The organism is Aeromonas sp. FDAARGOS 1405 (assembly GCF_019048265.1).
Taxonomy (GTDB): Bacteria; Pseudomonadota; Gammaproteobacteria; order Enterobacterales; family Aeromonadaceae; genus Aeromonas; species Aeromonas veronii_A.
Genome location: NZ_CP077311.1, coordinates 1886256 through 1909149, shown reverse-complemented (window position 1 = coordinate 1909149; position 22894 = coordinate 1886256). Strand labels below are relative to the sequence as shown.

General features: G+C 59.7%; 27 protein-coding genes. 11 read left to right on the top strand and 16 right to left on the bottom strand.

What is annotated here, in order from left to right:
• Positions 1-22 precede the first annotated feature (22 nt).
• A complete protein-coding gene (locus I6L35_RS09015; RefSeq protein WP_216980262.1) occupies positions 23-1030 on the bottom strand; it encodes a Fe(3+) ABC transporter substrate-binding protein in 1008 nt (335 codons plus the stop codon).
• 258 nt (positions 1031-1288) lie between these two features.
• On the bottom strand, positions 1289-1627 hold the full coding sequence (glnK, locus tag I6L35_RS09010; RefSeq protein ID WP_005341406.1) for a P-II family nitrogen regulator: 339 nt from the start codon (positions 1625-1627) through the stop codon (positions 1289-1291).
• Positions 1628-1828: 201 nt separating this feature from the next.
• On the opposite strand from glnK, the gene arfB reads away from it, so the two are divergent.
• Together arfB and I6L35_RS09000 are read left to right on the top strand one after the other, a co-directional pair.
• On the top strand, positions 1829-2245 hold the full coding sequence (gene arfB, locus I6L35_RS09005) for an alternative ribosome rescue aminoacyl-tRNA hydrolase ArfB (protein WP_216980071.1): 417 nt from the start codon (positions 1829-1831) through the stop codon (positions 2243-2245).
• Between the two features lie 25 nt (positions 2246-2270).
• Positions 2271-2762: a methylated-DNA--[protein]-cysteine S-methyltransferase gene (locus I6L35_RS09000; protein WP_216980070.1), complete on the top strand. Its 492-nt coding sequence runs from the start codon at positions 2271-2273 to the stop codon at positions 2760-2762.
• Positions 2763-3121: 359 nt separating this feature from the next.
• Here the strand turns inward: I6L35_RS09000 and I6L35_RS08995 are convergent, their stop codons facing one another.
• The 4 genes from I6L35_RS08995 to tapT all read right to left on the bottom strand — a co-directional run bounded on the left by I6L35_RS08995 (position 3122) and on the right by tapT (position 6735).
• The gene (locus I6L35_RS08995) at positions 3122-3547 is read right to left on the bottom strand and encodes a hypothetical protein (protein ID WP_005340360.1); all 426 of its coding nucleotides are present in this window, start codon (positions 3545-3547) and stop codon (positions 3122-3124) included.
• 194 nt (positions 3548-3741) lie between these two features.
• Positions 3742-4515 carry a peroxide stress protein YaaA gene (gene yaaA, locus I6L35_RS08990; protein ID WP_100646812.1) on the bottom strand — a complete coding sequence of 258 codons (774 nt, stop codon included), beginning with the start codon at positions 4513-4515 and terminating at the stop codon, positions 3742-3744.
• 47 nt (positions 4516-4562) lie between these two features.
• A complete protein-coding gene (gene tapU / locus I6L35_RS08985) occupies positions 4563-5672 on the bottom strand; it encodes a type IVa pilus ATPase TapU (RefSeq protein ID WP_005340356.1) in 1110 nt (369 codons plus the stop codon).
• Between the two features lie 28 nt (positions 5673-5700).
• Positions 5701-6735 (bottom strand): type IVa pilus ATPase TapT, encoded by a 1035-nt coding sequence (gene tapT / locus I6L35_RS08980; protein WP_005340354.1) that lies wholly within the window; start codon positions 6733-6735, stop codon positions 5701-5703.
• A gap of 39 nt (positions 6736-6774) precedes the next feature.
• Between tapT and I6L35_RS08975 the strand changes: the two genes are divergently transcribed.
• The 5 genes from I6L35_RS08975 to I6L35_RS08955 all read left to right on the top strand — a co-directional run bounded on the left by I6L35_RS08975 (position 6775) and on the right by I6L35_RS08955 (position 9771).
• Positions 6775-7476, top strand: coding sequence for a YggS family pyridoxal phosphate-dependent enzyme (locus I6L35_RS08975; RefSeq protein WP_216980069.1), 702 nt, complete (start codon positions 6775-6777; stop codon positions 7474-7476).
• Positions 7477-7618: 142 nt separating this feature from the next.
• Positions 7619-8443, top strand: coding sequence for a pyrroline-5-carboxylate reductase (gene proC / locus I6L35_RS08970; RefSeq protein ID WP_216980068.1), 825 nt, complete (start codon positions 7619-7621; stop codon positions 8441-8443).
• An 11-nt stretch (positions 8444-8454) separates the two neighbouring features.
• A complete protein-coding gene (locus I6L35_RS08965) occupies positions 8455-9006 on the top strand; it encodes a YggT family protein (RefSeq protein ID WP_124930250.1) in 552 nt (183 codons plus the stop codon).
• Positions 9006-9308, top strand: coding sequence for a DUF167 family protein YggU (yggU, locus tag I6L35_RS08960; RefSeq protein ID WP_021230942.1), 303 nt, complete (start codon positions 9006-9008; stop codon positions 9306-9308). Before I6L35_RS08965 ends, yggU begins: the two co-directional genes overlap by 1 nt.
• A 43-nt stretch (positions 9309-9351) precedes the next feature.
• Positions 9352-9771, top strand: a complete 420-nt coding sequence (locus I6L35_RS08955; protein WP_113740088.1) for a DUF4426 domain-containing protein — start codon at positions 9352-9354, stop codon at positions 9769-9771.
• A gap of 101 nt (positions 9772-9872) precedes the next feature.
• Here I6L35_RS08955 and I6L35_RS08950 read toward each other — a convergent pair whose 3' ends face one another.
• The 7 genes from I6L35_RS08950 to I6L35_RS08920 form a co-directional block, all read right to left on the bottom strand.
• Entirely contained in the window at positions 9873-11069 is a 1197-nt protein-coding gene (locus I6L35_RS08950; RefSeq protein WP_005357935.1) for a NupC/NupG family nucleoside CNT transporter, read from the bottom strand.
• 182 nt (positions 11070-11251) lie between these two features.
• Positions 11252-12187, bottom strand: coding sequence for a LysR family transcriptional regulator (locus I6L35_RS08945; protein ID WP_042053315.1), 936 nt, complete (start codon positions 12185-12187; stop codon positions 11252-11254).
• Positions 12188-12269: 82 nt separating this feature from the next.
• Positions 12270-12806, bottom strand: coding sequence for a glutathione peroxidase (locus I6L35_RS08940; protein ID WP_005340333.1), 537 nt, complete (start codon positions 12804-12806; stop codon positions 12270-12272).
• A 58-nt stretch (positions 12807-12864) separates the two neighbouring features.
• The gene (locus tag I6L35_RS08935; RefSeq protein ID WP_042084306.1) at positions 12865-13428 is read right to left on the bottom strand and encodes an NnrU family protein; all 564 of its coding nucleotides are present in this window, start codon (positions 13426-13428) and stop codon (positions 12865-12867) included.
• Positions 13429-13660: 232 nt separating this feature from the next.
• A complete protein-coding gene (locus I6L35_RS08930; RefSeq protein WP_216980067.1) occupies positions 13661-14794 on the bottom strand; it encodes a glycerate kinase in 1134 nt (377 codons plus the stop codon).
• 9 nt (positions 14795-14803) lie between these two features.
• The gene (locus I6L35_RS08925; RefSeq protein ID WP_139707427.1) at positions 14804-16066 is read right to left on the bottom strand and encodes a GntP family permease; all 1263 of its coding nucleotides are present in this window, start codon (positions 16064-16066) and stop codon (positions 14804-14806) included.
• Between the two features lie 118 nt (positions 16067-16184).
• Entirely contained in the window at positions 16185-17300 is a 1116-nt protein-coding gene (locus I6L35_RS08920; protein ID WP_216980066.1) for a sugar diacid recognition domain-containing protein, read from the bottom strand.
• Between the two features lie 209 nt (positions 17301-17509).
• Here I6L35_RS08920 and I6L35_RS08915 point away from each other — a divergent pair, with 209 nt between their 5' ends.
• Entirely contained in the window at positions 17510-17884 is a 375-nt protein-coding gene (locus I6L35_RS08915) for a YacL family protein (RefSeq protein WP_216980261.1), read from the top strand.
• Between the two features lie 66 nt (positions 17885-17950).
• Positions 17951-18247 carry a hypothetical protein gene (locus tag I6L35_RS08910; RefSeq protein WP_005348860.1) on the top strand — a complete coding sequence of 99 codons (297 nt, stop codon included), beginning with the start codon at positions 17951-17953 and terminating at the stop codon, positions 18245-18247.
• A 71-nt stretch (positions 18248-18318) separates the two neighbouring features.
• On the opposite strand, the gene I6L35_RS08905 is transcribed toward I6L35_RS08910, so the two are convergent.
• The gene (locus I6L35_RS08905) at positions 18319-19023 is read right to left on the bottom strand and encodes an ABC transporter substrate-binding protein (protein WP_254204244.1); all 705 of its coding nucleotides are present in this window, start codon (positions 19021-19023) and stop codon (positions 18319-18321) included.
• A 162-nt stretch (positions 19024-19185) separates the two neighbouring features.
• Between I6L35_RS08905 and I6L35_RS08900 the strand changes: the two genes are divergently transcribed.
• Positions 19186-20016 (top strand): CPBP family intramembrane glutamic endopeptidase, encoded by an 831-nt coding sequence (locus tag I6L35_RS08900; protein ID WP_216980065.1) that lies wholly within the window; start codon positions 19186-19188, stop codon positions 20014-20016.
• Between the two features lie 3 nt (positions 20017-20019).
• On the opposite strand, the gene I6L35_RS08895 is transcribed toward I6L35_RS08900, so the two are convergent.
• On the bottom strand, positions 20020-21249 hold the full coding sequence (locus I6L35_RS08895) for a DEAD/DEAH box helicase (RefSeq protein WP_216980064.1): 1230 nt from the start codon (positions 21247-21249) through the stop codon (positions 20020-20022).
• Positions 21250-21393: 144 nt separating this feature from the next.
• Here I6L35_RS08895 and I6L35_RS08890 point away from each other — a divergent pair, with 144 nt between their 5' ends.
• Positions 21394-22221 carry a transporter substrate-binding domain-containing protein gene (locus tag I6L35_RS08890; RefSeq protein ID WP_216980063.1) on the top strand — a complete coding sequence of 276 codons (828 nt, stop codon included), beginning with the start codon at positions 21394-21396 and terminating at the stop codon, positions 22219-22221.
• A gap of 58 nt (positions 22222-22279) precedes the next feature.
• Here the strand turns inward: I6L35_RS08890 and tpx are convergent, their stop codons facing one another.
• A complete protein-coding gene (gene tpx / locus I6L35_RS08885) occupies positions 22280-22780 on the bottom strand; it encodes a thiol peroxidase (RefSeq protein WP_005341463.1) in 501 nt (166 codons plus the stop codon).
• Between the last annotated feature and the right edge of the window lie 114 nt (positions 22781-22894).

Here is a 22894-nt window from a genome sequence, read left to right as displayed (position 1 = left end):
TGGGGCCGTTGGCCCCATCTGATTACAAGTCGAACTTCACTTCATCCAGCAACTGCAAGGCGTCCTTGCGGTGCTTGGCGTAATCGCTGACCGGTAGTGGGTCAGACTTGAAACTGCCCCAGGACTTGACCATGGCGGAAGGCTCGACTCCGGCCTTGACCGGATATTCGGCGTTCACGTCCGCATACATGTGCTGGGCGGTGTCGCCGGCCAGAAACTCCATCAGCTTCTGGGCCTCGGCCTTGTTCTTGGCATACTTGGTCATGGCCACGCCACTCACGTTGACGTGGGCACCGCGGTCAGCCTGGTTCGGGAAGTTGATATAGACCGCATCCGCCCAGGACTTCTGAGCAGGATCTTTCAACATGGCGCCCAGATAGTAGCTGTTGCCGAGTGACACGTCACAGATACCATCCTTGATCGCCTTGACCTGATCCCGGTCGTTGCCCTGCGGCTTGCGCGCCAGGTTGGCCTTGACCCCTTCCAGCCAGGTTTTGGTCTCGGCCATGCCGTGATGGGCAATCATGGAGGAGACCAGCGCCACATTGTACTCATGCTTGCCGCTGCGGGTGCAGATTTTTCCTTTGAATTCAGGCTTGGCCAGATCTTCGTAGCTGATGGTGTCGAGCTTGCCGAGGCGATCCTTGCTGGAGTAGATGGCGCGCACCCGGGTGGTCAGGGCGAACCAGCGATTCTCCGGATCACGATAGATGGCGGGGATGTTCTCCTGCAGGATCTTGCTATCCACCGGCTGCACCAGCCCCTTGTCCACCAGATCGGTCAGACGGCTGATATCGACGGTCAGCATCAGGTCGGCCGGAGAGAGCTTGCCTTCCCGCTCCAGACGCTCGTTCAATCCCTCTTTGGCGAACACCACGTTCACCTTGATGCCAGATTCCTTCTCGAACTGCTGGATGATGGGCTTGATCAGCTCATCCTGCCGGTTGGAGTAGACATTCACTTCCCCGGCCGCCAATGCCGACTGAGCTGCCAACGCAGAGAAAGCCAGTGCCAACATCTTCATTTTCATCATCCATTCCTTGATTAGCTATACAGAGTGATAACGATTTCCGTTTGCATTCTGCATACATCTTATAAGCGGATCAAGAAAGCTCGCCGTCGCCACATCACATATTTAATCGCCCATAAATGAAAAGGGCCGGATGGAATCCCATTCGGCCTCTTCTGAGCAAAACGTTATGTTGATCAGGCTTCAATAAGCGCTCACTCCATCGGGATTCCCCGAGATCGGGAGGTCAACAGATCTGTACGTCACTGATGCGGTTCATCACAGCGCCTCGTCGTCACTCTCGCCGGTGCGGATGCGCACCGCTTGCAGCAAGTCGTAGACAAAAATCTTGCCGTCGCCGATCTTGCCGGTATAGGCCGCCTTGCAGATCGCCTCGATCACCCCTTCCACGTTATCATCGGCGGTAGCAATCTCCAGCTTCACCTTGGGCAGGAAGTCGACCTGATACTCGGCTCCCCGGTATAATTCGGTGTGTCCCTTCTGGCGGCCAAATCCCTTGACCTCGGACACGGTCAGCCCTTCCACCCCCAGGTTGGCAATAGCCTCGCGGACATCGTCCAACTTGAACGGTTTGATAATCGCACTAATCAGCTTCATCTGGTTGCTCCCAATCCATGGTGTGTCATGAATCGGGTTTCAATTCTTATGCCAAGTATTTTTATTGTTTTATTTCATATAGATAGAGTTTAATGTCGGCGCCATTCGCCAGGTACATCCCCATAACTGGCCAGCACGCCCCATAATGAGGCACCATGCTGCAGCGGTCAGCGGGTATGCACCAAACAAGAGCAAAACAGCATGTTAGTTATCTCCAACAGCGTCACGATTCCCTGGCATGAGCTGCAATTTCAGACCATGCGGGCACAGGGCAACGGTGGACAGCACGTCAACAAGACCGACTCCGCCGTCTGGTTGCGCTTCGATTACCACAACTCTCCCAGCCTGACGCCCCTCTACAAGGAGGGTCTCGACAAGCTGAGCGACAGCCGGGTACACGATGGCTTTGTCCTGATCCGGGTCGAGAGCCATCGCAGCCAGGACATGAACCGCAAGGAGGCGGTGAGCCGTCTGGTGGAGTTGCTGAAAAAAGCAGCCTGGCGCCCCAAGGCTCGCCATGCCACCAAGCCGACCCGCAGCTCCCAGCGCAAACGGGTCGATGCCAAAAAGCGCAAGGGGGATATCAAGTCCGCCCGCGGCAAACCAGTTCTGGACTGAGCCAACCCCCAAAGGATGTCAGCCGATGAGATACAGTTTTTGCGACAGCGCCCGCGGCCCCCTGCTGGTCGCCATCGATCAGGATGGACTGCGCCACGTGGAGTTCATGCACGGGGAGCGACCAGTCATGCCGCAAGCTGACTGGCAACGGGATGACAAGGCGCTGGCGCCCTATCTTGCCCAGTTCACCGCCTATTTCACCGGAAAGTTGCAGCAGTTCGATCTGCCCATGGCAGCGAAGGGCACCCCGTTTCAGCAAACGGTATGGAACGCTTTGTGCGATATCCCCTATGGCGAGACCGTGAGCTATCTCGAGATTGCCCAGGCGATAGGCAATCCCAAGGCGGTGCGGGCTGTGGGCGCTGCCAATGGGCGCAATCCGCTGAGCATCATAGTGCCCTGCCATCGGGTGATCGGACGCAGCGGCGATCTGACCGGTTATGCTGGCGGCATTCCCATCAAGCGCTGGTTGCTGGCACTGGAACAGGCAGGCACAACATTCGAGCTGGCCCCATGAGACAATGAGCGTCCCCGGAGAGGAACAGGACAATATCGCGACCAGAATGAAAAGGCTTTCAATCAGTGGCCACGCCTTGCTGACAAGATGAACAGAAGATGAAGAATCGCCTCAGAACTACTTCAGATTGAGCTTGGCATGATAGCTCCATACTTGAATGGCACGGCTCATTCGCTGATTCAAGTAGCACCCATGTGACGCTTCCAATCTGTCTTTTTCCCCGCGCCTCCTCTGAGGCGCTTTTTTTGTGGCAACACAACAGGCCACCCTCTGACTGAGTGACCTGAGCATCGCACGCTCTGCACCTCCACAAAGACAAGAGGCGAAGGATCCCCCTTGGCCTCTGGCGTTATCGCTGGCTACTCGCTCTGGGGCAGGAACTGCAGCTCTGGCGCAGAAGAGGTCAGCACATCGGCGCAGTAATCCCAAGTGGAGATGCGATAGTGCTGCAGATCTTCATCCAGATGCAGGCCGTCCGACTCCTGATGGAACCAGCTGGCAAAACGGGATGGAGTGATGAGCTGGATCTGCTCTTCGATGGCGTGGCTATCCTTCCCCTCGGCCAGATCGCAATCCTCGATGACCCGCAGGGCGTAGATATGGCGAAAATAGACCCTGCAGAGGATTTGCGGGGGTAGATCGATGCTGCGCGCCCGCCCCAGCATGATGGTCAGGGAGTCGCTCCAGAGATCCTGATGCAACTCGGCCACAACCAGACCGGGCGGTAGCTGGCGGGACGGAGCCCAAGGGACGGCAACCTGCCGAATGGCATTTTTCTGTTCCATATTCACCTCACGACAACTCGCTCCCTGTCTTGAGTCTATCTGAACCACATAGTCCCGGCGAAGGCAATCGATGGACAATAAAAACGGCAATAAAAAAGCCGACGTATCAAACGTCGGCGAATAAAAAGTGCTTACAACAGAGGATTCACATATTCAGACCCTCGGGTCGAAAGATTGGTTCCCTCTTTTTGTAATTAATTTTCGGCGCGTTTAAACATCAGGGTATTGGCGTCCGACTCTTCCGGCACGAAGTAGTAGCCCTCGGCGTTGAAGCCGGTCAGCTGCTCCACCTCGGTCAGACGGTGCTTGATGATGTGGCGGGCCATCATGCCGCGAGCCTTCTTGGCGTAGAAGCTGATGATCTTGAACTGACCGTTCTTCTCATCCTTGAACACCGGCGTGACGATCCGCCCTTTCAGGCTCTTGGGTCGTACCGACTTGAAATACTCGTCGGAGGCCAGATTGATCAGCACCTCATCCCCCTGGGCTGCCAGCGCGTCGTTGAGGTGATGAGTGATCACCTCCCCCCAGAACTGGTAGAGATCCTTGCCGCGACTATTGTTGAGCCTAGTCCCCATCTCCAGTCGATAGGGCATCATCAGGTCGAGGGGACGCAACACGCCATAGAGGCCGGAGAGCATCCGCAGGTGTGCCTGAGCGAAGTCAAAATCGGCCTCGCTGAAATCCTCTACCGCCAAACCGGTGTAGACATCCCCCTTGAAGGCCAGCAGCGCCTGACGGGCATTGGCGGGGGTGAAATCTGGCTGCCACTCGGCAAAACGGGCGGCATTGAGACCGGCCAGCTTGTCGCTGATCTTCATCAGTGTGGCGATCTGGTCAGGGCTCAGTTGGCGGGCTCGGCTAATCAGCTCGGCGGAGTGATCCAGCAGCTCGGGTTGGGTGAAACGGGGTGTCACCAGCGGTGACTCGTAATCCAGCGTCTTGGCCGGGGAAACCACAATCAGCATAACGTTCCTTTATGGCGAGGGGCCGAACGGCAGAGCGGCCCCATGATTCATTCATCCAGCGTCACATTGTCCAGCGTGCCGGTGCCGAGCCGCTCGCGACCGGAGAGCTTGATCAGCAGTCGCAGGTCGTTGGCCGAGTCGGCGTGGGCGAGTGCCTCACTGTAGCCAATCTGGCCGGCGCAGAACAGGCTGAAGAGCGCCTGATCGAAGGTCTGCATACCCAGCTCGGTCGATTTGGTCATCACCTCCTTGAGGCGATGCATCTCTCCCTTGCGGATAATGTCGGTGATGAGCGGGGTATTGAGCAGGATCTCGAACGCAGCGCAGCGCCGCTTGCCATCCATACTCGGCACCAGCTGCTGAGCGACGATGGCCTTGAGGTTGAAAGAGAGATCGAACAGGAACTGGCGGTGTTTGTCTTGCGGTACCAGATGGAGGATGCGATCCAGCGCCTGGTTGGCATTGTTGGCATGCAAAGTGGCGAGACAAAGATGGCCCGTCTCGGCGAACTGCAGGGCAAACTCCATGGTCTCCTGACTGCGGATCTCACCGATCAGGATCACGTCCGGTGCCTGACGCAGCGAACTTTTCAGCGCCACATCGAACGACTCGGTGTCGATCCCCACCTCTCGCTGGGTCACCAGACTGCGACCATGCTGATGGACGAACTCCACCGGATCTTCCACCGTCAGAATATGACCATCGGCATGCTGGTTGCGATAGCCGATCATCGCCGCCTGGGTGGTCGATTTGCCCGCCCCGGTGGCGCCGACAAACAGCACCAGCCCCCGCTTGGCCATCGCCACCTCTTGCAGGATCTTGGGTAGCTGCAGATCTTCAAAGGTGGGAATGCGGGTCTCGATACGCCGCACCACCATGCCGGGCAGCTCCTGCTGCCAGAAGGCGCTGACCCGAAAACGGCCAAGCGCCTCGCGATAGATCGCGTAGTTGGCCTCCTTGGTGCGGATATAGCGCTCGAAGTGATCGCTGCTGAGGGTATCCCTGACCAGCGTCAGTGCCCCCTTCTTGTCGAGCGCCTCACCCCCCAGCGACACCAGATGGCCATTTACCTTGAGGGTGGGCGGCGAGCCCACCGTCACAAACAGATCCGATCCCTTTCGCTCGACCAGCTCGCTCAGCAGATCATCCAGATTCATCATCTATCCCTCCCTGGGTGCGAGTCTCTTAAATGCTGTTGGGATCCACGGCCTTGGCCTTGGCATCAAGGGATGCCACCACGCCACGACTAACCAGCTGCTTGAGGCTCTGATCCATGGTCTGCATGCCGTGGGTCATCCCGGTCTGGATCACCGAGTAGAGCTGGGCAATCTTGTCCTCGCGGATCAGGTTACGCACCGCCGGAATGCCCATCATGATCTCGTGAGCCGCCACCCGACCGCCACCGATACGCTTGAGCAGGGTCTGGGAGATAACCGCCCGCAGGGATTCGGAGAGCATGGAGCGCACCATGTCCTTCTCCGCGCCGGGGAAGACGTCGATGATACGGTCGATGGTCTTGGCCGCCGACGAGGTGTGCAGGGTGCCAAACACCAGATGGCCAGTTTCGGCGGCGGTCATGGCCAAACGAATGGTCTCAAGGTCGCGCATCTCGCCCACCAGAATGATGTCCGGGTCTTCCCGCAGTGCCGAGCGCAGGGCGTTGCTGAAGCTCTTGGTATCCCGGTGCACTTCCCGCTGGTTCACCAGACAGCGCTTGTTCTCGTGGACGAATTCGATGGGGTCTTCGATGGTGAGGATGTGGTGATGGAAGTTCTCGTTGATGTAGTTGACCATGGCCGCCAGCGTGGTCGACTTACCGGAACCGGTCGGGCCGGTCACCAACACCAGACCCCGCGGAAACTCGGCGATCTTGCGGAAGATCTCCGGCGCATCGAGATCCTCGAGGCTCAGCACCGTGCTGGGGATGGTACGAAATACCGCGCCCGAGCCGCGCGCCTGCTGGAAGGCGTTGACCCGGAAACGGGCCAAATTGGGCACTTCGAACGAGAAGTCGACCTCGAAGTTCTCCTCCAGCTCCTTGCGCTGATGGTCGTTCATGATGTCGTAAATGAGCGCATGCACTTCCCGGTGTTCCAGGGCGGGCAAATTGATCTTGCGAACCTCACCATCAACCCTGATCATCGGGGGAACCCCGGCCGAGAGGTGTAGATCCGAGGCTTTATGCTTTACACTGAAAGCCAATAACTCTGTGATATCCATAGACTTGTCATTCTCCCATCACAAGATCACTAACGAAATATGAACCATATTGCCCAGCACCTGTTTCAGGTAAAGGAACGTATTGCCCAGGCCGCCGAACGGGCGAGCCGAAACCTGCAGCAGATCCGCCTGTTGGCCGTGAGCAAGACCAAGCCGGTCGAGGCCATCATGGCCGCCCATGCCGCAGGTCAGCGCTGCTTTGGCGAATCCTACGCTCAGGAAGCAGCGGCCAAGATCGATACCTTGCGCCAGCAGCCGGAATATAGCGACATAGAGTGGCACTTTATCGGCCCTTTGCAATCGAACAAATCCAGGCTGGTTGCCGAACGGTTCGACTGGGTTCAAAGCGTGGACAGAGAGAAGCTGATCGAACGTCTGAACAATCAGCGCCCTGCCAGCATGTCACCGCTAAATGTTTGTCTGCAAATCAATATTAGCGGAGAGAGCAGCAAATCCGGAACGTCGGAACAAGAGATTTTCCGTCTTGCCGAGCAGGTCTCTCAAAGTGAGCGACTGGTGCTGCGGGGGCTGATGGCCATTCCCGAACACACCAGTGACGAGAGCGTACTGGCCGCCCAAATGACCCGTATGCAGACTCTGTTCACCGAGCTTGCGCGACAATACCCCACGGTGGATACCCTCTCGATGGGCATGACCGAGGATCTTGAACTGGCGATAGCCCACGGCAGCACCATGGTGCGGGTCGGCACCGCCATCTTCGGCGCCCGTGACTACTCATAGGCAAGGCCAGCGGATAACCCATACGTCCGCCTCTTGCCGCGACTTCATCAACAGGAGCGTTTGATGGAACACCGAATTCTGGCGTCAGGTGGTGCAGGCAGCGCCAACCCCGCCGCGACCCCATGTGCAACAGGAGCATCTGATGCAGCATAGAACGCTGGCCTTTATCGGCGCGGGCAACATGAGCCACAGCATCATCGCCGGACTGGTCAAGTCGGGTTATCCCGCCGGGCAGATCACTGCTGCCAACCCCAGTCTGCCCAAGCTGGAGGCGCTGGCGAGCGAACATGGCATTCGCATCACCCAGAGTAATGCCGAGGCGGCCCGCGATGCCGAAGTGATCGTGCTGGCGGTCAAACCGCAGCTGATGGCCGGCATGCTGTCAGCACTGGTTGAAGAGTTGGGCTCCCTTGAGGGCAAGCTGCTCATCTCCATCGCGGCCGGTATCAAGGTGGCGCGCCTTGGCGAGATGGCTGGTGGCCATGACCGCATCATCCGCACCATGCCCAATACCCCGGCCCTGCTGGGTCTGGGCATGACCGGTCTCTATGCACCCGAACATATTGCCGCCGCGGATCGCGACTTTGCCGAGCAGATGATGCAGGCGGTCGGCAAGACCCTCTGGGTAGAGCAGGAGTCCGGCATCAACGGCGTCATCGCCGCGGCGGGCAGTGCTCCGGCCTACTTCTTCCTCTTTATGCAGGCGATAGCCGAAGAGGCGGAGGCGATGGGTTTCTCGCCCGATCAGGCACGCCTGCTGGTGCAGCAGACCGCACTGGGCGCAGCCGCCATGGTGGAGCAAAACCCCGAGCTGGCGCTGCAGACCCTGCGTGAGCAGGTCACCAGCAAGGGCGGCACCACAGCCGAAGCCATCAAGACATTCCAGCAGCAGGGGCTGATGCCGCTGACTGCGCAAGCCATGCAGGCGGCCGTTGCTCGCGCCACCGAAATGGAAACCCTCTTCTAACAGGAGCCCAGATGAACACTGCTTACTTTCTGATTAACACCGTTTTCGATCTCTACCTGATGGTGATCCTGCTGCGCGTCTGGCTGCAGTGGGCCCGTGCCGACTTCTACAACCCGATGAGCCAGATGGTGGTCAAGCTAACCAATCCGCTGGTAATCCCGCTGCGCCGGGTGATCCCGGGCTTGGGCGGCATCGATCTCGCTTCCGTGGTGCTGGCGCTGGCCATCGCCTTCGCCAAGCTGGCCCTGCTCAAGAGCATGAACGTGCTGCTGGCGGACTGGCTCAGCATCTGCCTGTTTGCCGCGCTGACCGTGCTGAAGAAAGCGGGCTCGATGATCTTCTGGGTACTGCTGATCCGCGCCATCCTGAGCTGGGTCAGCCAGGGCCGCAACCCCATCGAATACGTGATGCATCAGCTGACCGAGCCGTTCCTCGCCCCTATCCGCCGCGTACTGCCGGCGCTGGGCGGATTGGATCTCTCGGTGCTGGTCGCCTTTATCGGCCTGCAAGCCATCAACTACCTGCTGGGTGACCTGTTCGGCCAGCTGTGGTGGATGATTTGATGCCAGCCGTCCTGCAACAAGGGGATGAACTGGTACTACATCTGGTGATCCAGCCCAAGGCGAGTCGGGATCAGATCATCGGATTGCATGGTGAAGAGCTGAAAGTGGCCATCACGGCACCGCCCGTCGATGGCCAGGCCAACAGCCATCTGATCAAGTTTCTGGCCAAGCAGTTCAAGGTGGCCAAGGGCCAGGTAACCATAGTGCGGGGCGAGCTGGGGCGACACAAAACCGTCGCCATCGACAGCCCCAAACAGTTGCCGCAAGAAGTGAGTGCACTGCTGAATGACACGCAAGGCTGAATGAATCGGCCTGCGCCAACCGTAGATATGAGAGGGATGACAGATGAAAACAGCCTGGATGAGTGGCCTGCTGGCACTGCTGATGACCCTGCCGCTCAAGGCAGAACAGATGAAGGAGCTGGGGCCCTGGCTGGTGCACTACAACGCCTTCAACTCCAGCTTCCTTACACCAGAGGTCGCCAAGGCGTATGGACTGGAGCGCAGCCGCTACAACGCCATCATCAATATTGCGGTACAGGATAAGCAGAAAGTGGCGCAAGCCGTGGGGATCACCGGTGAGGCCAAAAACCTGACCGGCACCATCCGCAACCTCAGCTTCCAGGAGGTAAAAGAGGGCGATGCCATCTACTATCTGGCGACCCTCCCCTACCGCAACGAAGATACCTATCAGTTCACCCTGAAGATCATGGGCGGTGGGCAGCAACAGAACCTCAGCTTCCAGCAGACCTTCTACGTCGACTGAGCAGCAACAAGAAGCCCCGAACAAGGCCGGGGCTTCATTTTATCCATATGACAAGGGCGCCATCAGGGCGCCCTTGTTGCATCTATTCCGTACCGCAGCGGTTACAGGGCGAGAAACAGACCGGCCAGACAGGCGCTCATCAGGTTCGCCAGCACGCCGGAGAGAATGGCGCGCATGCCGTAACGGGCGATGAAGGATTTGCGCTCCGGCACCATGGAGCCCAGACCACCGATCAGGATCGCCATGGAGGAGATGTTGGCAAAGCCGCACAGGGCGAAGGTCACGATGGCCTTGCTCGACTCGCTCAGGGTCTGATCCTGCACCAGACCGATAAAGGCGACGAACTCGTTGACCACGATCTTGGTGCCGATCAGAGCGCCAGCGGCTTGTGCCTGATCCCAGGGCACCCCGATCAGCCAGGAGACTGGGGCAAACAGCCAGCCCAGAATGATCTGGAAGCTCAGATCCAGCCCTACCAGACCGCCAGCCCAGCCGAGCAGGCCATTCAGCATGGCGATCACTCCAACGAAAGCCAGCAGGGTGGCACCGACCGCCACCGCGATATTGAGGCCGGACATGGCGCCATCGGCCGCCGCTTCAATCACGTTGGTGGCGCGGGGGATCTCTACATCCTGATGGTGATCGACCTCTTCAGCTCCCGGCGGCACCAGGATTTTGGCCATCGCCAGACCGGCAGGGGCCGACATGAAGGCTGCCGCGATCAGGTATTTCAGCTCAACCCCGAGGCTGGCATAGCCCACCAGGGTGCCACCGGCGACGGAGGCGAGACCACAGCTCATCACGGCGAAGAACTGGGAATCGGACATCTTGGAGAGGTAGGGTTTGACCACCAGCGGCGCTTCCACCATGCCGACGAAGATGTTGGCGGTCGCGGAGAGGCTCTCGGCACGGCCGGTGCCCAGCAATTTCTGCAAGCCACCACCCAGCAGGGCGATCACCCGCGGCATGATGCCGATGTGGTAGAGGATGGCGATCACCGCAGAGAAGAAGATGATGACCGGCAACACGTTGAAGGCAAAGATGAAGCCCAGCTTGAACTTGGCCAGATCGCCGAACAGGAAGGCGATCCCCTCCTGACCATAACCGATCACGCTGCTTACGCTCTCGCTGACCCCGTTCAGCACGTGCTGACCGGCAGGCAGCCAGAGCACCAGACCGGCAAACATGACTTGCAGACAGAGGGCAAGACCAACTGTTCGCAACGGGATACGACGACGATTATCAGAGCAGATGACGGCAAGCGCCAGGATACTCAGGATGCCGAGCAGGGCAATCATAGGGACTCCATCAGGTGGGGAAAAAGATGGGCGCGGATTCTGCGCCTCTCACCCCGTCACTGCAAGTCCGCTTGGTTACAACCCTGTTAGAAAAAACGTTTGCACGATATCGGTTGCGCCAACTGGCTGATTTGGTTCGGTTTTAGTATCAGGAGAAATCGAGAGTTTTTATATGGAAACAATCATTCCTCACTGCCGGACAATTTACCCCCGAGCCAGGGGACCAGTCGCTGCTCCCAATAGGGTTCGGGGCCAAAGCGGGCCTTGAGGAAATCGATGAAGAGACGGATCTTGGGATCCAGATGTTCGCGCCTGGCATAAACGGCGTGTACCGCCATCTGCTGGTTCGGTCGCCATCCTGGCAACACCGGGATTAGCTTGCCGCTCTGTAACTCCTTGTCCAGCAAGTAGTTGGCGATATAGGCGATGCCGAGCCCGGCCAGTGCCGCATCCCGCACCGCCTCCGCCATATCCACCCGATAGTTGCCCGCCACCTGCACCGTCTGGCGCTCCTTGCCCTGGCGAAACGACCACTGGTGATAGCGCCGCTCCCGACTCTGGTAAGTGATGCAGTTGTGCTGGGCCAGATCCTTGGGATGGAGCGGCGTACCGTGGCTCAGCAGGTAATCCGGCGAAGCCGCCACCACGAAGCCAATGTCGGCCAGCCGCTGTCCCACCAGCCCTTCCGGCTTGTCCTCATAGGTGGTGAGCCAGAGATCCAGCCCCTCATCCACCAGATTGGTTCTGTGGTCGAACAGCGAGACCTCCAGCTCCAGCTCGGGATAGCGATCCTGAAACGCCTTGAGATGAGGAATGACGTGCAGACGACCAAAAGATTGGCCCACCCCGAGATGGAGCACGCCACTCACCTTGCCACGCCGCTCGGCGATCATGGAGTCAGCCTCCTGCGCCACCGCCACGAGCGCATGGCAGTGACGGGCATACTCCTGACCCAGCTCGGTCAGGACGAAGCGGCGGGTGGTGCGCTGCACCAGCTGGGCGCCAAGGGTGGTCTCCAGCAGCGCCAGCTGCTTGCTGATATGGGATTTGGAGACCCCGAGACGACGGGCGGCAGCAGAGATTCCCTGCTCGCGCACCAGCGCATCGAAGATCACCATTTGAGGAAGACGTTGCAGCACAAGATAACCGGATTGAGTGGCGGGAGCCCATTATTCCAGAGCCGCCCGCCAAGGAATAGGGTCAGAGCCCCAGCGCCCGGGTGATCTGCAGTTTGAGGGGGTCGTCAGCCGGATTCTGGTTGGCGCCGTAGCTGGCGATCAGCTTGCCATCGCGCCCCACCAGATACTTGTGGAAGTTCCAGTTCGGCTCATCCCCATCAGCGGCCGCCGCCAGCCCCTTGAACAGTGGCACAGCATCGGAGCCCCGCACCGCTACCCGATTGAACATCGGGAAGGTGACGCCATAGTCGCGGCGACACACCTCGGCGGTCTTGGTCTCGTTGCCCGCCTCCTGCCAGAAATCGTTGGAGGGGAAACCCAGAATAATCAGCCCTTTATCCTTGTAGCTCTGGTAGAGCTTCTCCAGATCGCGAAACTGACCGCTGTAGCCGCAGTAGGAGGCGGTATTGACCACCAGTACCACCTTGCCCTCGGTCAGCTGACAGAGGTTGTGGCGCTGAGAGTTGTTTAGCTCCCGCATCTCCACATTGAAATAATCGGGGCACGCCGCAGAGGCCGCGCCAGCCCCCAATAACAGCAACAGAGTGAACCATTTCATCGCCAAGACTCCTTTTGTTTTGTCCATCATACGCGGTTACCAGAGCCGCAGTTCACTCTCAATGCAATGGAATGCCGGTCAGCCAGCCGTGGCCCCAGAACACCAGCAGCGCGGTGGCAGCCAGGCCCGCCCCGACGCTGATGCCAGTGCCTGTCCAGTTAGCCGCCGGGCGGGGATATCGCTGCCAGTCCCGCACCGAAATCCAGACCATGCTCACCAGCGCCCACAGCCCGATGCCGCCAAACAGCACCAGAGATCGCGCCTCGCTGTTGACCAGCAGATGGGCCACCGCCCAGAGCAGGGTACCGAGCAGTTGGGGATGCACCAGCCAGCGCCGCAGATGGTTGGGCCCCTGGCCGGAGAAGAAGAGGATCAGAGCAAAGGGCATCATCACCGTCATGGTCATCGGCCCCCACTCCGGCAGGAAATAGAGCGGCAGCGAGCTGGCCGAGCGCCAACCGGCAATGATGCAGGCGATGGCGACAAACACCAGCAGGGAGAAGAGCCCCTTGTAGCGATTCTCACCCAGCCGTTCTCTCAGTCGCGCCCGATGGGCCACCGCAAAACAGGGGTAGAGATGGATCAGGGTAAACAGCGCAACCCCCAGGGTCAGCAGGAACATGAGTCTCTCCTTGTACTTGGTACGACCACTATGCCGTAAAGGGAGATGTGCGCCTATCAAAACCGCGCTGACCCATGGAGTCAAAAGTGTGGCAAGACAAAGGAACGGAAAGAAAAGAGCCGATCACGATGGATCGGCAAATAAGTGCCAGGGCAGTCAGACATCTCACGGGATGGGAGATGCCCCAAACGGGGATATTGAGTGGCCGATGGGGCCCATCGGCCGAACCGGATCAACCCTTGAGTTGATAGAGTGCCGCGACGTTGCGCGCAGTGAGTTGAATGTTTGCGCTGGCGCTCTCCAGCGCCTCCGGCAGAGACATGGCGCGGTTGACCACGGCGAATACCGCGTCCAGCCCGTGATCATGTACCACACCGCAATCGTCGGTCAGGCAACCGGAGATACCGATCACCGGCTTGCCGAACTGCTTGGCGCAACGTGCGACACCGATTGGCGTCTTGCCATGGATGGTCTGGCTGTCGATACGACCTTCGCCGGTGATGACCAGATCCGCATCGGCCACTTCATCGGCCAGTTTCAGCGCTTCGATGACGATCTGAATGCCAGGCTTGAGTTCGGCACCTAGCAGACCGACCAGCGCGGCCCCCATGCCACCGGCAGCACCCGCCCCCGGAATATCCTTCACCTGCTTGCCAAGGGCCTGCTCAATGCAGTCGGCATAACGGGAGAGGTTGGCATCGAGCTGCGCCACCATCTCGGGGGTCGCCCCCTTTTGCGGGCCAAACACCGCAGAGGCGCCTTTCGGGCCGCAGAGCGGGTTGTTCACATCGCACGCTACCTCGATAACCAGATCGCTCAGACGCGGATCCAGACTGCTCAGATCGATGGTCGCGAGCTCACTGAGACCTGCGCCACCCAGAGCAATAGGCGCACCATCCGCTTTGAGCAACTTGCCGCCGAGCGCCAGGATCATACCGGCACCGCCGTCATTGGTAGCACTACCGCCGATACCGAGGATGAGGTGCTTCACTCCCATCTCCAGCGCAGCCAGGATCAGCTCGCCGGTGCCGAAGCTGGAGGTGAGCAGCGGATTGCGCTGCTCGGGCGCCACCAGATGGATACCAGAGGCGGCAGCCATCTCGATGACTGCGCGCTGGCCATCACCCAGCAGGCCGACGAAGCCCTGCACCTTGTTACCTAGGGGCGCGCTCACTTCGACCGGCAGGATGCGGCCACCGGTGGCATCCACCAGCGATTGCACCGTGCCTTCACCGCCATCGGCCATCGGCAATTTGACGTAGGTGGCGTTCGGCAGTACCTGCTTGAAACCGGCCTCGATGGCATCAGCCACCGCCATGGCGCTCAGACTCTCCTTGAATGAATCGGGGGCAATAACAATTTTCATATCAATTCCTTAGGCGAGGCCAAACACGCCAAACATCAGGGTGGAGACAGTGGCAATGGTCAGACCGACTGCAGTTTCGTAAGGGATAAGTTTCAGGCGCTCACCTACCCCCATGTGGACGCTGCCACCGGTGGCATGGAAAAAAGAGCCGTGGGGCATGTGGTCAAACACGGTGGCACCGGCATGGATCATGGCCGCCCCGGCCAGACCGCTGATCCCCAGTTCAATCAGGGTGGAGCTGAATACGTTGGAGGCCACCACGGTACCGGCGGTGGTCGAGGCGGTCGCCAGCGACATCAAAGCACCGGAGATAGGCGCCAGCAGGTAAGAAGGCAGACCGGAAGCGGTCAGGCCGCTGATCAGCACATCTTTCAGACCGGAGTTGGCAATGATGCCTGCCAGAGTACCGGTACCCAGCAGCATGATGGCGACCGGCGCCATGCGGGCGAGGCCGGAGACCGCAAACTGGTTCACCTTGCTGAATTTACCCATCATCAGGGCACCGACCAGACCACCAAGCGGCAGTGCAATCAGCGGATCCACCACGATACCGGCAACAGGACGCAGAGCCAGCAGCAGGATGGCGACCAGCGGTGCACTGATGGCGGCGGCAAAGCCTGGCAACTTGGCACCGGCAAAGCTCACCACCTCATCAGCAGCAACCTTGCTGCCCTTGTTGTTCAGCCGCTTGGCCAGCCAGTAGGCCATCACCAGACCGAACAGACCCGGAATGATGCCTGCCGCCATCACAGAGGTGAGGGGCAGATGGAAGGCATCAGCCGCGGCAATGGCGTTGGGGTTGGGGGACATCACGTTACCCGCCTTGCCGCCACCGATCATCGCCAGCAGGATGGCCGCCTTGGAGAGGTCGGCACGGCGGGCGATGGCCAGCGCAATGGGCGCCACCGTGATGACGGCCACATCCACGAACACGCCGACCGCAGTCAGGATCAGGGTTGCCAGTGCCAGCGCCAGCAGGGCGCGGGTTTCACCGAGTTTCTTGACGATGGTCTCGGCGATAGTGGTAGCCGCGCCCGATTCGATCAGTACGCCCGCCAGCACACCGGCCGCCAGGATCCGCATCACCGCAGTGGTGATCCCCTGGGCACCGCCGATCATCAGGGCGACGGTCTGGGTCAGATCGGCACCGCCAATCAGGCCACCGGCAAGGGCACCCACGATCATGCCGTAAGCGGGCGGCACCTTCTTCAAAATGAGGATGATGGCGATGGAGAGCGCCGCGATGGCGCCAAGGGCTGTAACCGGGATCATGACGGACACCTTCAATGGGAGTGAATGGCCGCCATTATGGAGATCTGCAATCAGAATACTTTGGCTTAAAAACCAAAAATTGCGTCATTTAAAAGTGGTTTTTTGTCCAACTTCACAATCACAAGTCGAGATTAAGGCCGAGATAGAGCAAAAATTTGTCGTCTAACTTGTTGAAATTCAACCCGGTTATCTGCTCTATTCGCCCCAGCCGATAGCGCAGGGTATTGGGGTGAATGAACAGGGCTTCGGCACAGCGATGCAGATCACAATCCTGCAAGAAATAGTGGCGCAGGGTCTTCTGCAGCGCCCCCTTGCCATCTTCCCGGGCCAGTTTCTGTAGCGGTGTGCGCAGCTGATCCGCCTGCCAGGAGTCCGCCAGACTGCCCAGCAGCACCGGCAAACGGTAGTCCTCAAAGAAGTAGACCTGTTTGCGCGGCGCCTGCCGCATGCCACGGCGCAGGGTATCTCGCGCCGTCTGGTAAGAGCGCGCCAGCCCGTCTATCCCGGCGAAGTAATCGCCCACCGCGATATGCACCTTGAAGTGGGGAATGCGGGCCAGCAACTGCTTGATCCGGCTGCGCTCCTGCGCCGATTGCCAGACGCCATCACTCAATTGTGCCGGTTTGAGCACCACTATCTCGTCGAGCCCGTTGATGGCGACCAGATTGTCCCGCTCCGGATTCTCCAGCTGATGGACCAGCTCGCGCAGACGAGCCGGATCGGCCTCCTCCAGCGCAAGCACGGCCACCACCCTGGGCTGGGCCAACTCCAGCCCGAGAAAACGGGCCGCCTGCTGCAGCTGATCGTCCCGCCCTTCACCACGGATGAGCTGCAGCACCAGCTCCTCCTTGTGGCGCTTGTCCCACTGCAGCTGCTCGGTGAGCGCCGCCTGCTCCAGGATCAGCTCGGCGGTCATTCGCACCAGCTCAGCGTAAGCACGCACTTCCTCCGGATCGCCGGAGATGCCGATCACCCCGATCAGCTCCCCCTGATAGGAGATGGGCAAATTGATGCCTGGTCGCACCCCTTTGAGCTGCAGGGCTGTCGCTTCGCTAATCTCCACCACCCGGTTTTCAGTGAGCGCCAGCACGGCCCCTTCGTGACGCTGATGGATCCGCTCCGGATTGCCGGACGCAATGATGAGGCCGTGTTCGTCCATCACGTTGACCGAAAAGGAGAGGATCTTCATCGCCCGCGCGACGATCTGGCGGGCAAGGTTATCGTTTAGCTGCATAACATCTCCGGACAAGGGGCTGATCTGGCTACGTCACCACGAGGCGATTCAGGGCACATGGGCGCAAAGATGCCACATCATCAAGACAAGCGAGAGGGGGATCGCTAGAATAGGCCACTTTACCCGATGTGTGCCCCGCCATGGAGCAGGAATTGCGTGCTTGCACCCGCCTGCCCGTGCTGGCCCATCCCTCCGATCTGGACTGTGCTATGGATTATGAATTTCGCCGCGACCCGTTTGGTGGCTATCGCGCCCGGTTCTCCATGGGCCATGAAGCCATCGGTCAGTGGCTGATCGACGAGGTTGGCAAGGATGAGGAGAAGCTCGACGAGCTCTTCTCCATCATTGATCAGCTCTCCAACCGCACCCGAGTCGAATACCGGCTCAACGGCGGTGACTACTCCCTGCTGCTGACCCATGAAGAGGCGGAGGTGAAAGCCAACGCCCTCAATATCGAGCTGGATGAGGATCTTGACGATCTCGCCTACTACGATGATGAACAGCTGGCCATGTGCGGGCTGGAAGATTTTGCCCAGGTGCTCAGCTCCTGGCGCGCCTTTATCCGTAACGAGGATATGGGCTGATTGACCCAATGTCGGATTACTATGTCGGGCAAACGTGCCCTTTTGCCTAACTCAACAGGATTGACTATGTCTATTTACGATTTTGATGACGAACTGCCGGAAGACGAAGAACAGGAATCCACCAAGAAAGCGGCTGCACCTGCCAAGAAGAAAGGCAAGCAGGTGATGAACACTCAGGTCAACCTGAGCCCGCGCGATGCCAGCCGCCTGAACGGCATGCACGTTGAAGCGATCGCCACACTGGACGACGTCAGCCTGCCGAAGAACGTCATCTTCAAGGCTGGCCTGATCGCTCTGGGCGAACTGGAAGCCGGCAAGCGCGCCGATATCATCGCCCGCGTGATTGCCGAATCAGGCCGCTAATCGCCCCTGAAGGCATAAAGAAAGCCGGAGCCACTGCTCCGGCTTTTTAATTGGTGCCAATCTGCTCTGACTCAGGGTTGCTCACAGCGCAGCAGACGTGGCTGTCCCCAGGGAACCAGTTGGTCGTAATGGCCACTGGCACGTGCCGCAGCCAAGGCTTCGTTGAAGCGTTCTATCAGTTCGCGTCCATTTTGCATCTTGCGCGACACCAGCAAATAGAAGGTATCCCGCTGGCGAAAATAGGGGAGCGGTTGCAGATAGTTCGGGTCGCCGAACACCTGCATGCTGGCGTCCGCCGTCACCGCATCATTCATCGGCATCAGATCAACCCGTTTCCGCTCAAGCAGTTGCAGACATTGCACCAAACTCTTGGGGCGAGTGAGCCGCAATGAAAAACGGGCAATCACCTCATCTGCGTGACTGGTGCTCCAGCTGGCGGGAATACAGACTCTCAACCCCTGCCACTTGCCATCGAGTACCGCATCACTGCCACGATAGGTGAACCAGGAGAGGTGATCGATATGAATGGGGGCGCTGTAATAGAACAGCTTGGCTCGCTCACGCGTCCAGGCATAAGGGAAGGTGGCGGATGCCAGGCCGTTGCGAACCAGCTCGTAGCCCCGGTTCCATGGCAGATAATCCACCTTCAGCTCGTCATAGCCAGCCTCGCGCAGCAGGGTCGTCACCAACCGGGTGCTCTGCCCACCATCAGGCAGCCCGGCCCCGGAATAGGGCGAAAAATCTCCGGTTACCAGCGACAGGGGAGCGCATGACAACCATCCACACCAACAACAGAACAACCAGCCATAGTGCTTCATCGCCATCCCTCTCTTTACTCTCCAGTTCAGTATAGGAGGCTGACCCAAATAACCCGGTCTGGTTGCCTTTGCGCCAACGCCCCTGCTAAGGTGCTGCGCTTTTGTTACAGAGGAGTTCCGATGTTACCCCTACCTGACATACTGATCTGGGCAGAACTGGCACTGGCCACCCTGCTCTGTATGGCACGCCAACGCCAGCCGGGTTTCCTGCTGCTTGCTGTGGCTCTGCTGCTGGCGCTCTGGCTGGATCGCATCACCACGACCGCACTGCTGGTGACGCTGGCAGCCCTGCTGCTGGCCTGGCTTCTGCCCACCCTCTCCGACCGTAGCCGCCCCCTCGCATGGTCAGCCCTGCTGGCATGGGCGGTGGCACTTACCCTGCATTTGATCCCCGGTTTCAGCAATCTCAAGGTGCTGGATCAGGTACTGGCAGGCCCCGCCAGTGTGCCATTCAACATGTATCTGAACCTCGACAAACCGCTGCTGCTCTTTGGCTTGCTGCTGGCCTGCCCGATGCTGCTGGGCAAGGGGGGCGCAATCCGCTGGCGCCCGCTGGCGCTGTTGCTGCTGCCGCTGGGTGCTCTGCTGGTCATCGCCTGGCAGTTGGGGGCACTGAAACCGGAAGTGGGTCTGCCCCACTGGTGGTGGCTGTTTGCACTCAACAATCTGCTGTTCACCTGCGTGGCGGAAGAGGCGCTGTTTCGCGGCGCGATCCAGCAGGCGCTGACCGAACGTTACCGCCCCTGGATTGGCATCATCGTGGCTGCGCTACTGTTCGGAGCCATCCACCTGCCCGGTGGCCCACTGCTGGCGCTGTTTGCGACCCTGGCAGGCTGCTGCTACGGCCTGGCATTCCAGCTCAGCGGGCGACTCTCCGTGGCCATCCTGATCCACTTCGCCTTCAACTTCGCCCATCTGGCGCTCTTCACCTACCCGCTGGCCCGAGCCTGACGCTCAACTACGCGGCGTCTTGCCTTTGAACTGCTTGACGCTGCGTTTGGCCTGGGTACGGCGATTGGCCTGCTTGTCACGAGGGGGGCGTTTGCCCTCCCCGCTGGCAGGCTGGTCGGTGACCGGGAATCCCGCCAGATCGCCCAACGGCAGCTCGCGGCCGGTCAGGGTGCGGATAGCTTGCAGCATGTCACTCTCGCCATGGCAGACCAGCGAAATGGCCAACCCATCGCGGCCAGCCCGGGCGGTACGACCGAGGCGGTGTACATAGACAGGGGCGCTGGCGGGCAAGTCCAGATTGATCACCAGCGGCAGCGCCTCCACATGGATGCCGCGCGCCATCAGGTCGGTGGCCACCAGCACCCGAATTTTGCCCTCTTTGAAATCGCCGAGCGCCTGCTCGCGCACCGCCTGCTCCTTCTCGCCATGAAGGGCGGCCACCGCAATGCCCGCCTTTGCCAGCTTTCTGGCAACCCCGTCGGCATCATCCCGCACACTGATAAAGACCAGCACCTGCGGCCACGCCTGCTCCTTGAGCAAGCTGATAAGCGCCGGTACCTTGCTGCTCTTGTTGACCAGATAGAGCCGCTCTTCGATCTCGTTCACCACGCTGTTGAGGGGGTTGGCCTCGATACGGGTTGGCTCGCGCAGCAGGCCGTTGGCCAGCGCCTCCAGCTCGGCAGGCAAGGTGGCGGAGAAGAGCAGGGTCTGGCGATCCGCCGGAATAAAGCCGAGCAGCGCCTTGATGTCGGGAGCAAAGCCCATCTCCAGCAAGCGATCCGCTTCATCCAGCACCAGCAGTTGCAAACCATCCAGCCCCAACAGTTGCTGGGTCAGCAGATCCCGCAGCCGCCCCGGCGTCGCCACCAGCAGCTGTGGCCCCAGCGCTAGCTCGGCCTGTTGCCGCTCCTGCGCAACGCCACCACACAACGTCACGATGCGCAACCCCAGCGCCTCGGCCCCCTCTTTTAGCGCGGCAGTGACCTGAATCGCCAGCTCGCGGATCGGCACCAGCACCAGACCCTGCACCTGACTGGAGGCGGGATCCAGCCGTTGCAGCAGCGGCAAGCCAAACGCCAGCGTCTTGCCGCTGCCGGTCTGGGCCAGCGCCAGCAGATCCTGCCCCGCCAGCGCCGCCGGAATGGCCAGCTGCTGGATGCGGGTCGGCGTCTGCAAGGTGGCGGGCAAAGAGGCAAGCAGAGCGGGATGGAGGGCAAGTTCGCTAAAGGTCATGGCGCTACGTCAACAAAGAAGTGGGAGGCGAAGTCTAGTGAGCGGGGGCCGAGAAGTAAAACCCTATCCATGATGGCCTGGCCGAGGGGCGCTGGCGACGGTCTGACTACACTTTAGCTGACCCATCACCAAGAGAGACACGTCATGACCAGACACATCCCCCTTCTGCTGCTCGTGGTCACCCTGCTCGGCAGCGCAACTCTCGGCCTGTCGCAGACTCCGGAAAACGACGCCCCCCCCGAGCCGTCTAAACCTGTGCGCATCCTCAATGCCCACCTTGGCGAGCTGCCTGGGCTGATCAATGCCGACAAGACAGGCCCCTTTGTCGACCTGGTGCACGCCATCGATGATCTCTACCCCGATGTGACCATCAAGATCACCATCTACCCCATCGCCCGTGCCATGGCTGGGGTGATCTCCGGCAAGGCTGATCTGGGGCTGCCCGCCATCCGCAACCTCAAGGATATCGATATGCTGGCTTATCGCTTCAGCACCCGCAGTTTTGGCAAAGTTGCCCATGTGATTTACAGCAATACCGCCTATCCGGTCACCACAGATATGGCCTACGGCATAGTGCCCACCAAACGGGATCTGCTGATCGAGGCCGTTCCCGACTATATGCCCTTCCCGGTGCAGCGATCGATGAGTATCGAACAGTCACTGCGCAAGCTCTCACGCGGCCGTATCGACGCCTTTGTCTGGGCACAAGAGGAGGCCGACCTGATGCTCAAGCAGCTGGGGCTGACCAATATCAGGCGAGAATTTTTCGGGGATTTCGAGGATGTCTTCATCATCCAGAAAGGGGCAGCAGGTGATGAGATGGACGAATTTCTCCGCCAAGCCATTGATCAGCTGGCTGCCACCGGCAAACTGGCCGAGATCTACGAGAAGATCCACCGCCCCTATGTGGAGTGGCAACCCTCCCCAACCGCCAAGGCTGAACCGGCGACCACCCCGCCAGCTACGCCCTGAACGGACAATTCCCGCATAAAAAATCCCGCCGAAGCGGGATTTTTTATGGCTTGCAGCCTTATAGCACGGCCAGCGCAGCAGCGTAGTTCGGCTCGTCGGCCACTTCGGCGACCAGCTCGCTATGCAGCACCTTGTTGTCACCATCCAGCACCACGATGGCGCGAGCGGTCAGACCGACCAGCGGACCAGAAGAGAAAGCAACGCCATAATCTTCCATGAAGGCCGCACCGCGCAGGGTGGAGAGGGTCACTACCTTGTCCAGACCTTCGGCGCCGCAGAAGCGGGACTGGGCGAACGGCAGATCGGCGGAGATGCACAGCACGACTGTGTTCTCCAGCGCGCTGGCCTGCTCGTTGAACTTGCGCACAGAGGTCGCGCAGGTTGGGGTATCGACGCTCGGGAAGATGTTCAGGATTTTGCGCTGACCGGCAAAGCTTGCCAGGGTCACGTCGGAGAGATCCTTGGCCACCAGAGAGAAGGGCTTGGCTTGCTCACCGGCGACCGGGAAGTGACCAGCGACGGAAACCGGGTTGCCTTGCAGAGTGACTGAGTTGCTCATGTGTTATGTCCTTTATTGGTGTAGTAAAAATCCGGGTGATCAGTATAGGGGCGGCGGGACCAGACAAACACCCGCGAAGACAAGGGATATAAAGGGGTTGACCTTGGACTTAAC

What these genes read in the sequence shown, in the direction of transcription:
- tpx (WP_005341463.1), bottom strand. Translation starts at nt 22,780, where the DNA reads ATGAGCAACTCAGTCACTCTGCAAGGCAACCCGGTTTCCGTCGCTGGT.
- I6L35_RS08910 (WP_005348860.1), top strand. Translation starts at nt 17,951, where the DNA reads ATGTCTATTTACGATTTTGATGACGAACTGCCGGAAGACGAAGAACAG.
- tapT (WP_005340354.1), bottom strand. Translation starts at nt 6,735, where the DNA reads ATGGATATCACAGAGTTATTGGCTTTCAGTGTAAAGCATAAAGCCTCG.
- I6L35_RS08915 (WP_216980261.1), top strand. Translation starts at nt 17,510, where the DNA reads ATGGATTATGAATTTCGCCGCGACCCGTTTGGTGGCTATCGCGCCCGG.
- I6L35_RS08900 (WP_216980065.1), top strand. Translation starts at nt 19,186, where the DNA reads ATGTTACCCCTACCTGACATACTGATCTGGGCAGAACTGGCACTGGCC.
- I6L35_RS08925 (WP_139707427.1), bottom strand. Translation starts at nt 16,066, where the DNA reads ATGATCCCGGTTACAGCCCTTGGCGCCATCGCGGCGCTCTCCATCGCC.
- glnK (WP_005341406.1), bottom strand. Translation starts at nt 1,627, where the DNA reads ATGAAGCTGATTAGTGCGATTATCAAACCGTTCAAGTTGGACGATGTC.
- I6L35_RS09015 (WP_216980262.1), bottom strand. Translation starts at nt 1,030, where the DNA reads ATGAAAATGAAGATGTTGGCACTGGCTTTCTCTGCGTTGGCAGCTCAG.
- tapU (WP_005340356.1), bottom strand. Translation starts at nt 5,672, where the DNA reads ATGAATCTGGATGATCTGCTGAGCGAGCTGGTCGAGCGAAAGGGATCG.
- yggU (WP_021230942.1), top strand. Translation starts at nt 9,006, where the DNA reads ATGCCAGCCGTCCTGCAACAAGGGGATGAACTGGTACTACATCTGGTG.
- I6L35_RS08995 (WP_005340360.1), bottom strand. Translation starts at nt 3,547, where the DNA reads ATGGAACAGAAAAATGCCATTCGGCAGGTTGCCGTCCCTTGGGCTCCG.
- I6L35_RS08895 (WP_216980064.1), bottom strand. Translation starts at nt 21,249, where the DNA reads ATGACCTTTAGCGAACTTGCCCTCCATCCCGCTCTGCTTGCCTCTTTG.
- I6L35_RS08955 (WP_113740088.1), top strand. Translation starts at nt 9,352, where the DNA reads ATGAAAACAGCCTGGATGAGTGGCCTGCTGGCACTGCTGATGACCCTG.
- I6L35_RS08940 (WP_005340333.1), bottom strand. Translation starts at nt 12,806, where the DNA reads ATGAAATGGTTCACTCTGTTGCTGTTATTGGGGGCTGGCGCGGCCTCT.
- I6L35_RS08965 (WP_124930250.1), top strand. Translation starts at nt 8,455, where the DNA reads ATGAACACTGCTTACTTTCTGATTAACACCGTTTTCGATCTCTACCTG.
- I6L35_RS08920 (WP_216980066.1), bottom strand. Translation starts at nt 17,300, where the DNA reads ATGCAGCTAAACGATAACCTTGCCCGCCAGATCGTCGCGCGGGCGATG.
- arfB (WP_216980071.1), top strand. Translation starts at nt 1,829, where the DNA reads ATGTTAGTTATCTCCAACAGCGTCACGATTCCCTGGCATGAGCTGCAA.
- I6L35_RS08945 (WP_042053315.1), bottom strand. Translation starts at nt 12,187, where the DNA reads ATGGTGATCTTCGATGCGCTGGTGCGCGAGCAGGGAATCTCTGCTGCC.
- I6L35_RS08950 (WP_005357935.1), bottom strand. Translation starts at nt 11,069, where the DNA reads ATGATTGCCCTGCTCGGCATCCTGAGTATCCTGGCGCTTGCCGTCATC.
- I6L35_RS08930 (WP_216980067.1), bottom strand. Translation starts at nt 14,794, where the DNA reads ATGAAAATTGTTATTGCCCCCGATTCATTCAAGGAGAGTCTGAGCGCC.
- I6L35_RS08890 (WP_216980063.1), top strand. Translation starts at nt 21,394, where the DNA reads ATGACCAGACACATCCCCCTTCTGCTGCTCGTGGTCACCCTGCTCGGC.
- I6L35_RS08975 (WP_216980069.1), top strand. Translation starts at nt 6,775, where the DNA reads ATGAACCATATTGCCCAGCACCTGTTTCAGGTAAAGGAACGTATTGCC.
- I6L35_RS08935 (WP_042084306.1), bottom strand. Translation starts at nt 13,428, where the DNA reads ATGTTCCTGCTGACCCTGGGGGTTGCGCTGTTTACCCTGATCCATCTC.
- I6L35_RS09000 (WP_216980070.1), top strand. Translation starts at nt 2,271, where the DNA reads ATGAGATACAGTTTTTGCGACAGCGCCCGCGGCCCCCTGCTGGTCGCC.
- yaaA (WP_100646812.1), bottom strand. Translation starts at nt 4,515, where the DNA reads ATGCTGATTGTGGTTTCCCCGGCCAAGACGCTGGATTACGAGTCACCG.
- proC (WP_216980068.1), top strand. Translation starts at nt 7,619, where the DNA reads ATGCAGCATAGAACGCTGGCCTTTATCGGCGCGGGCAACATGAGCCAC.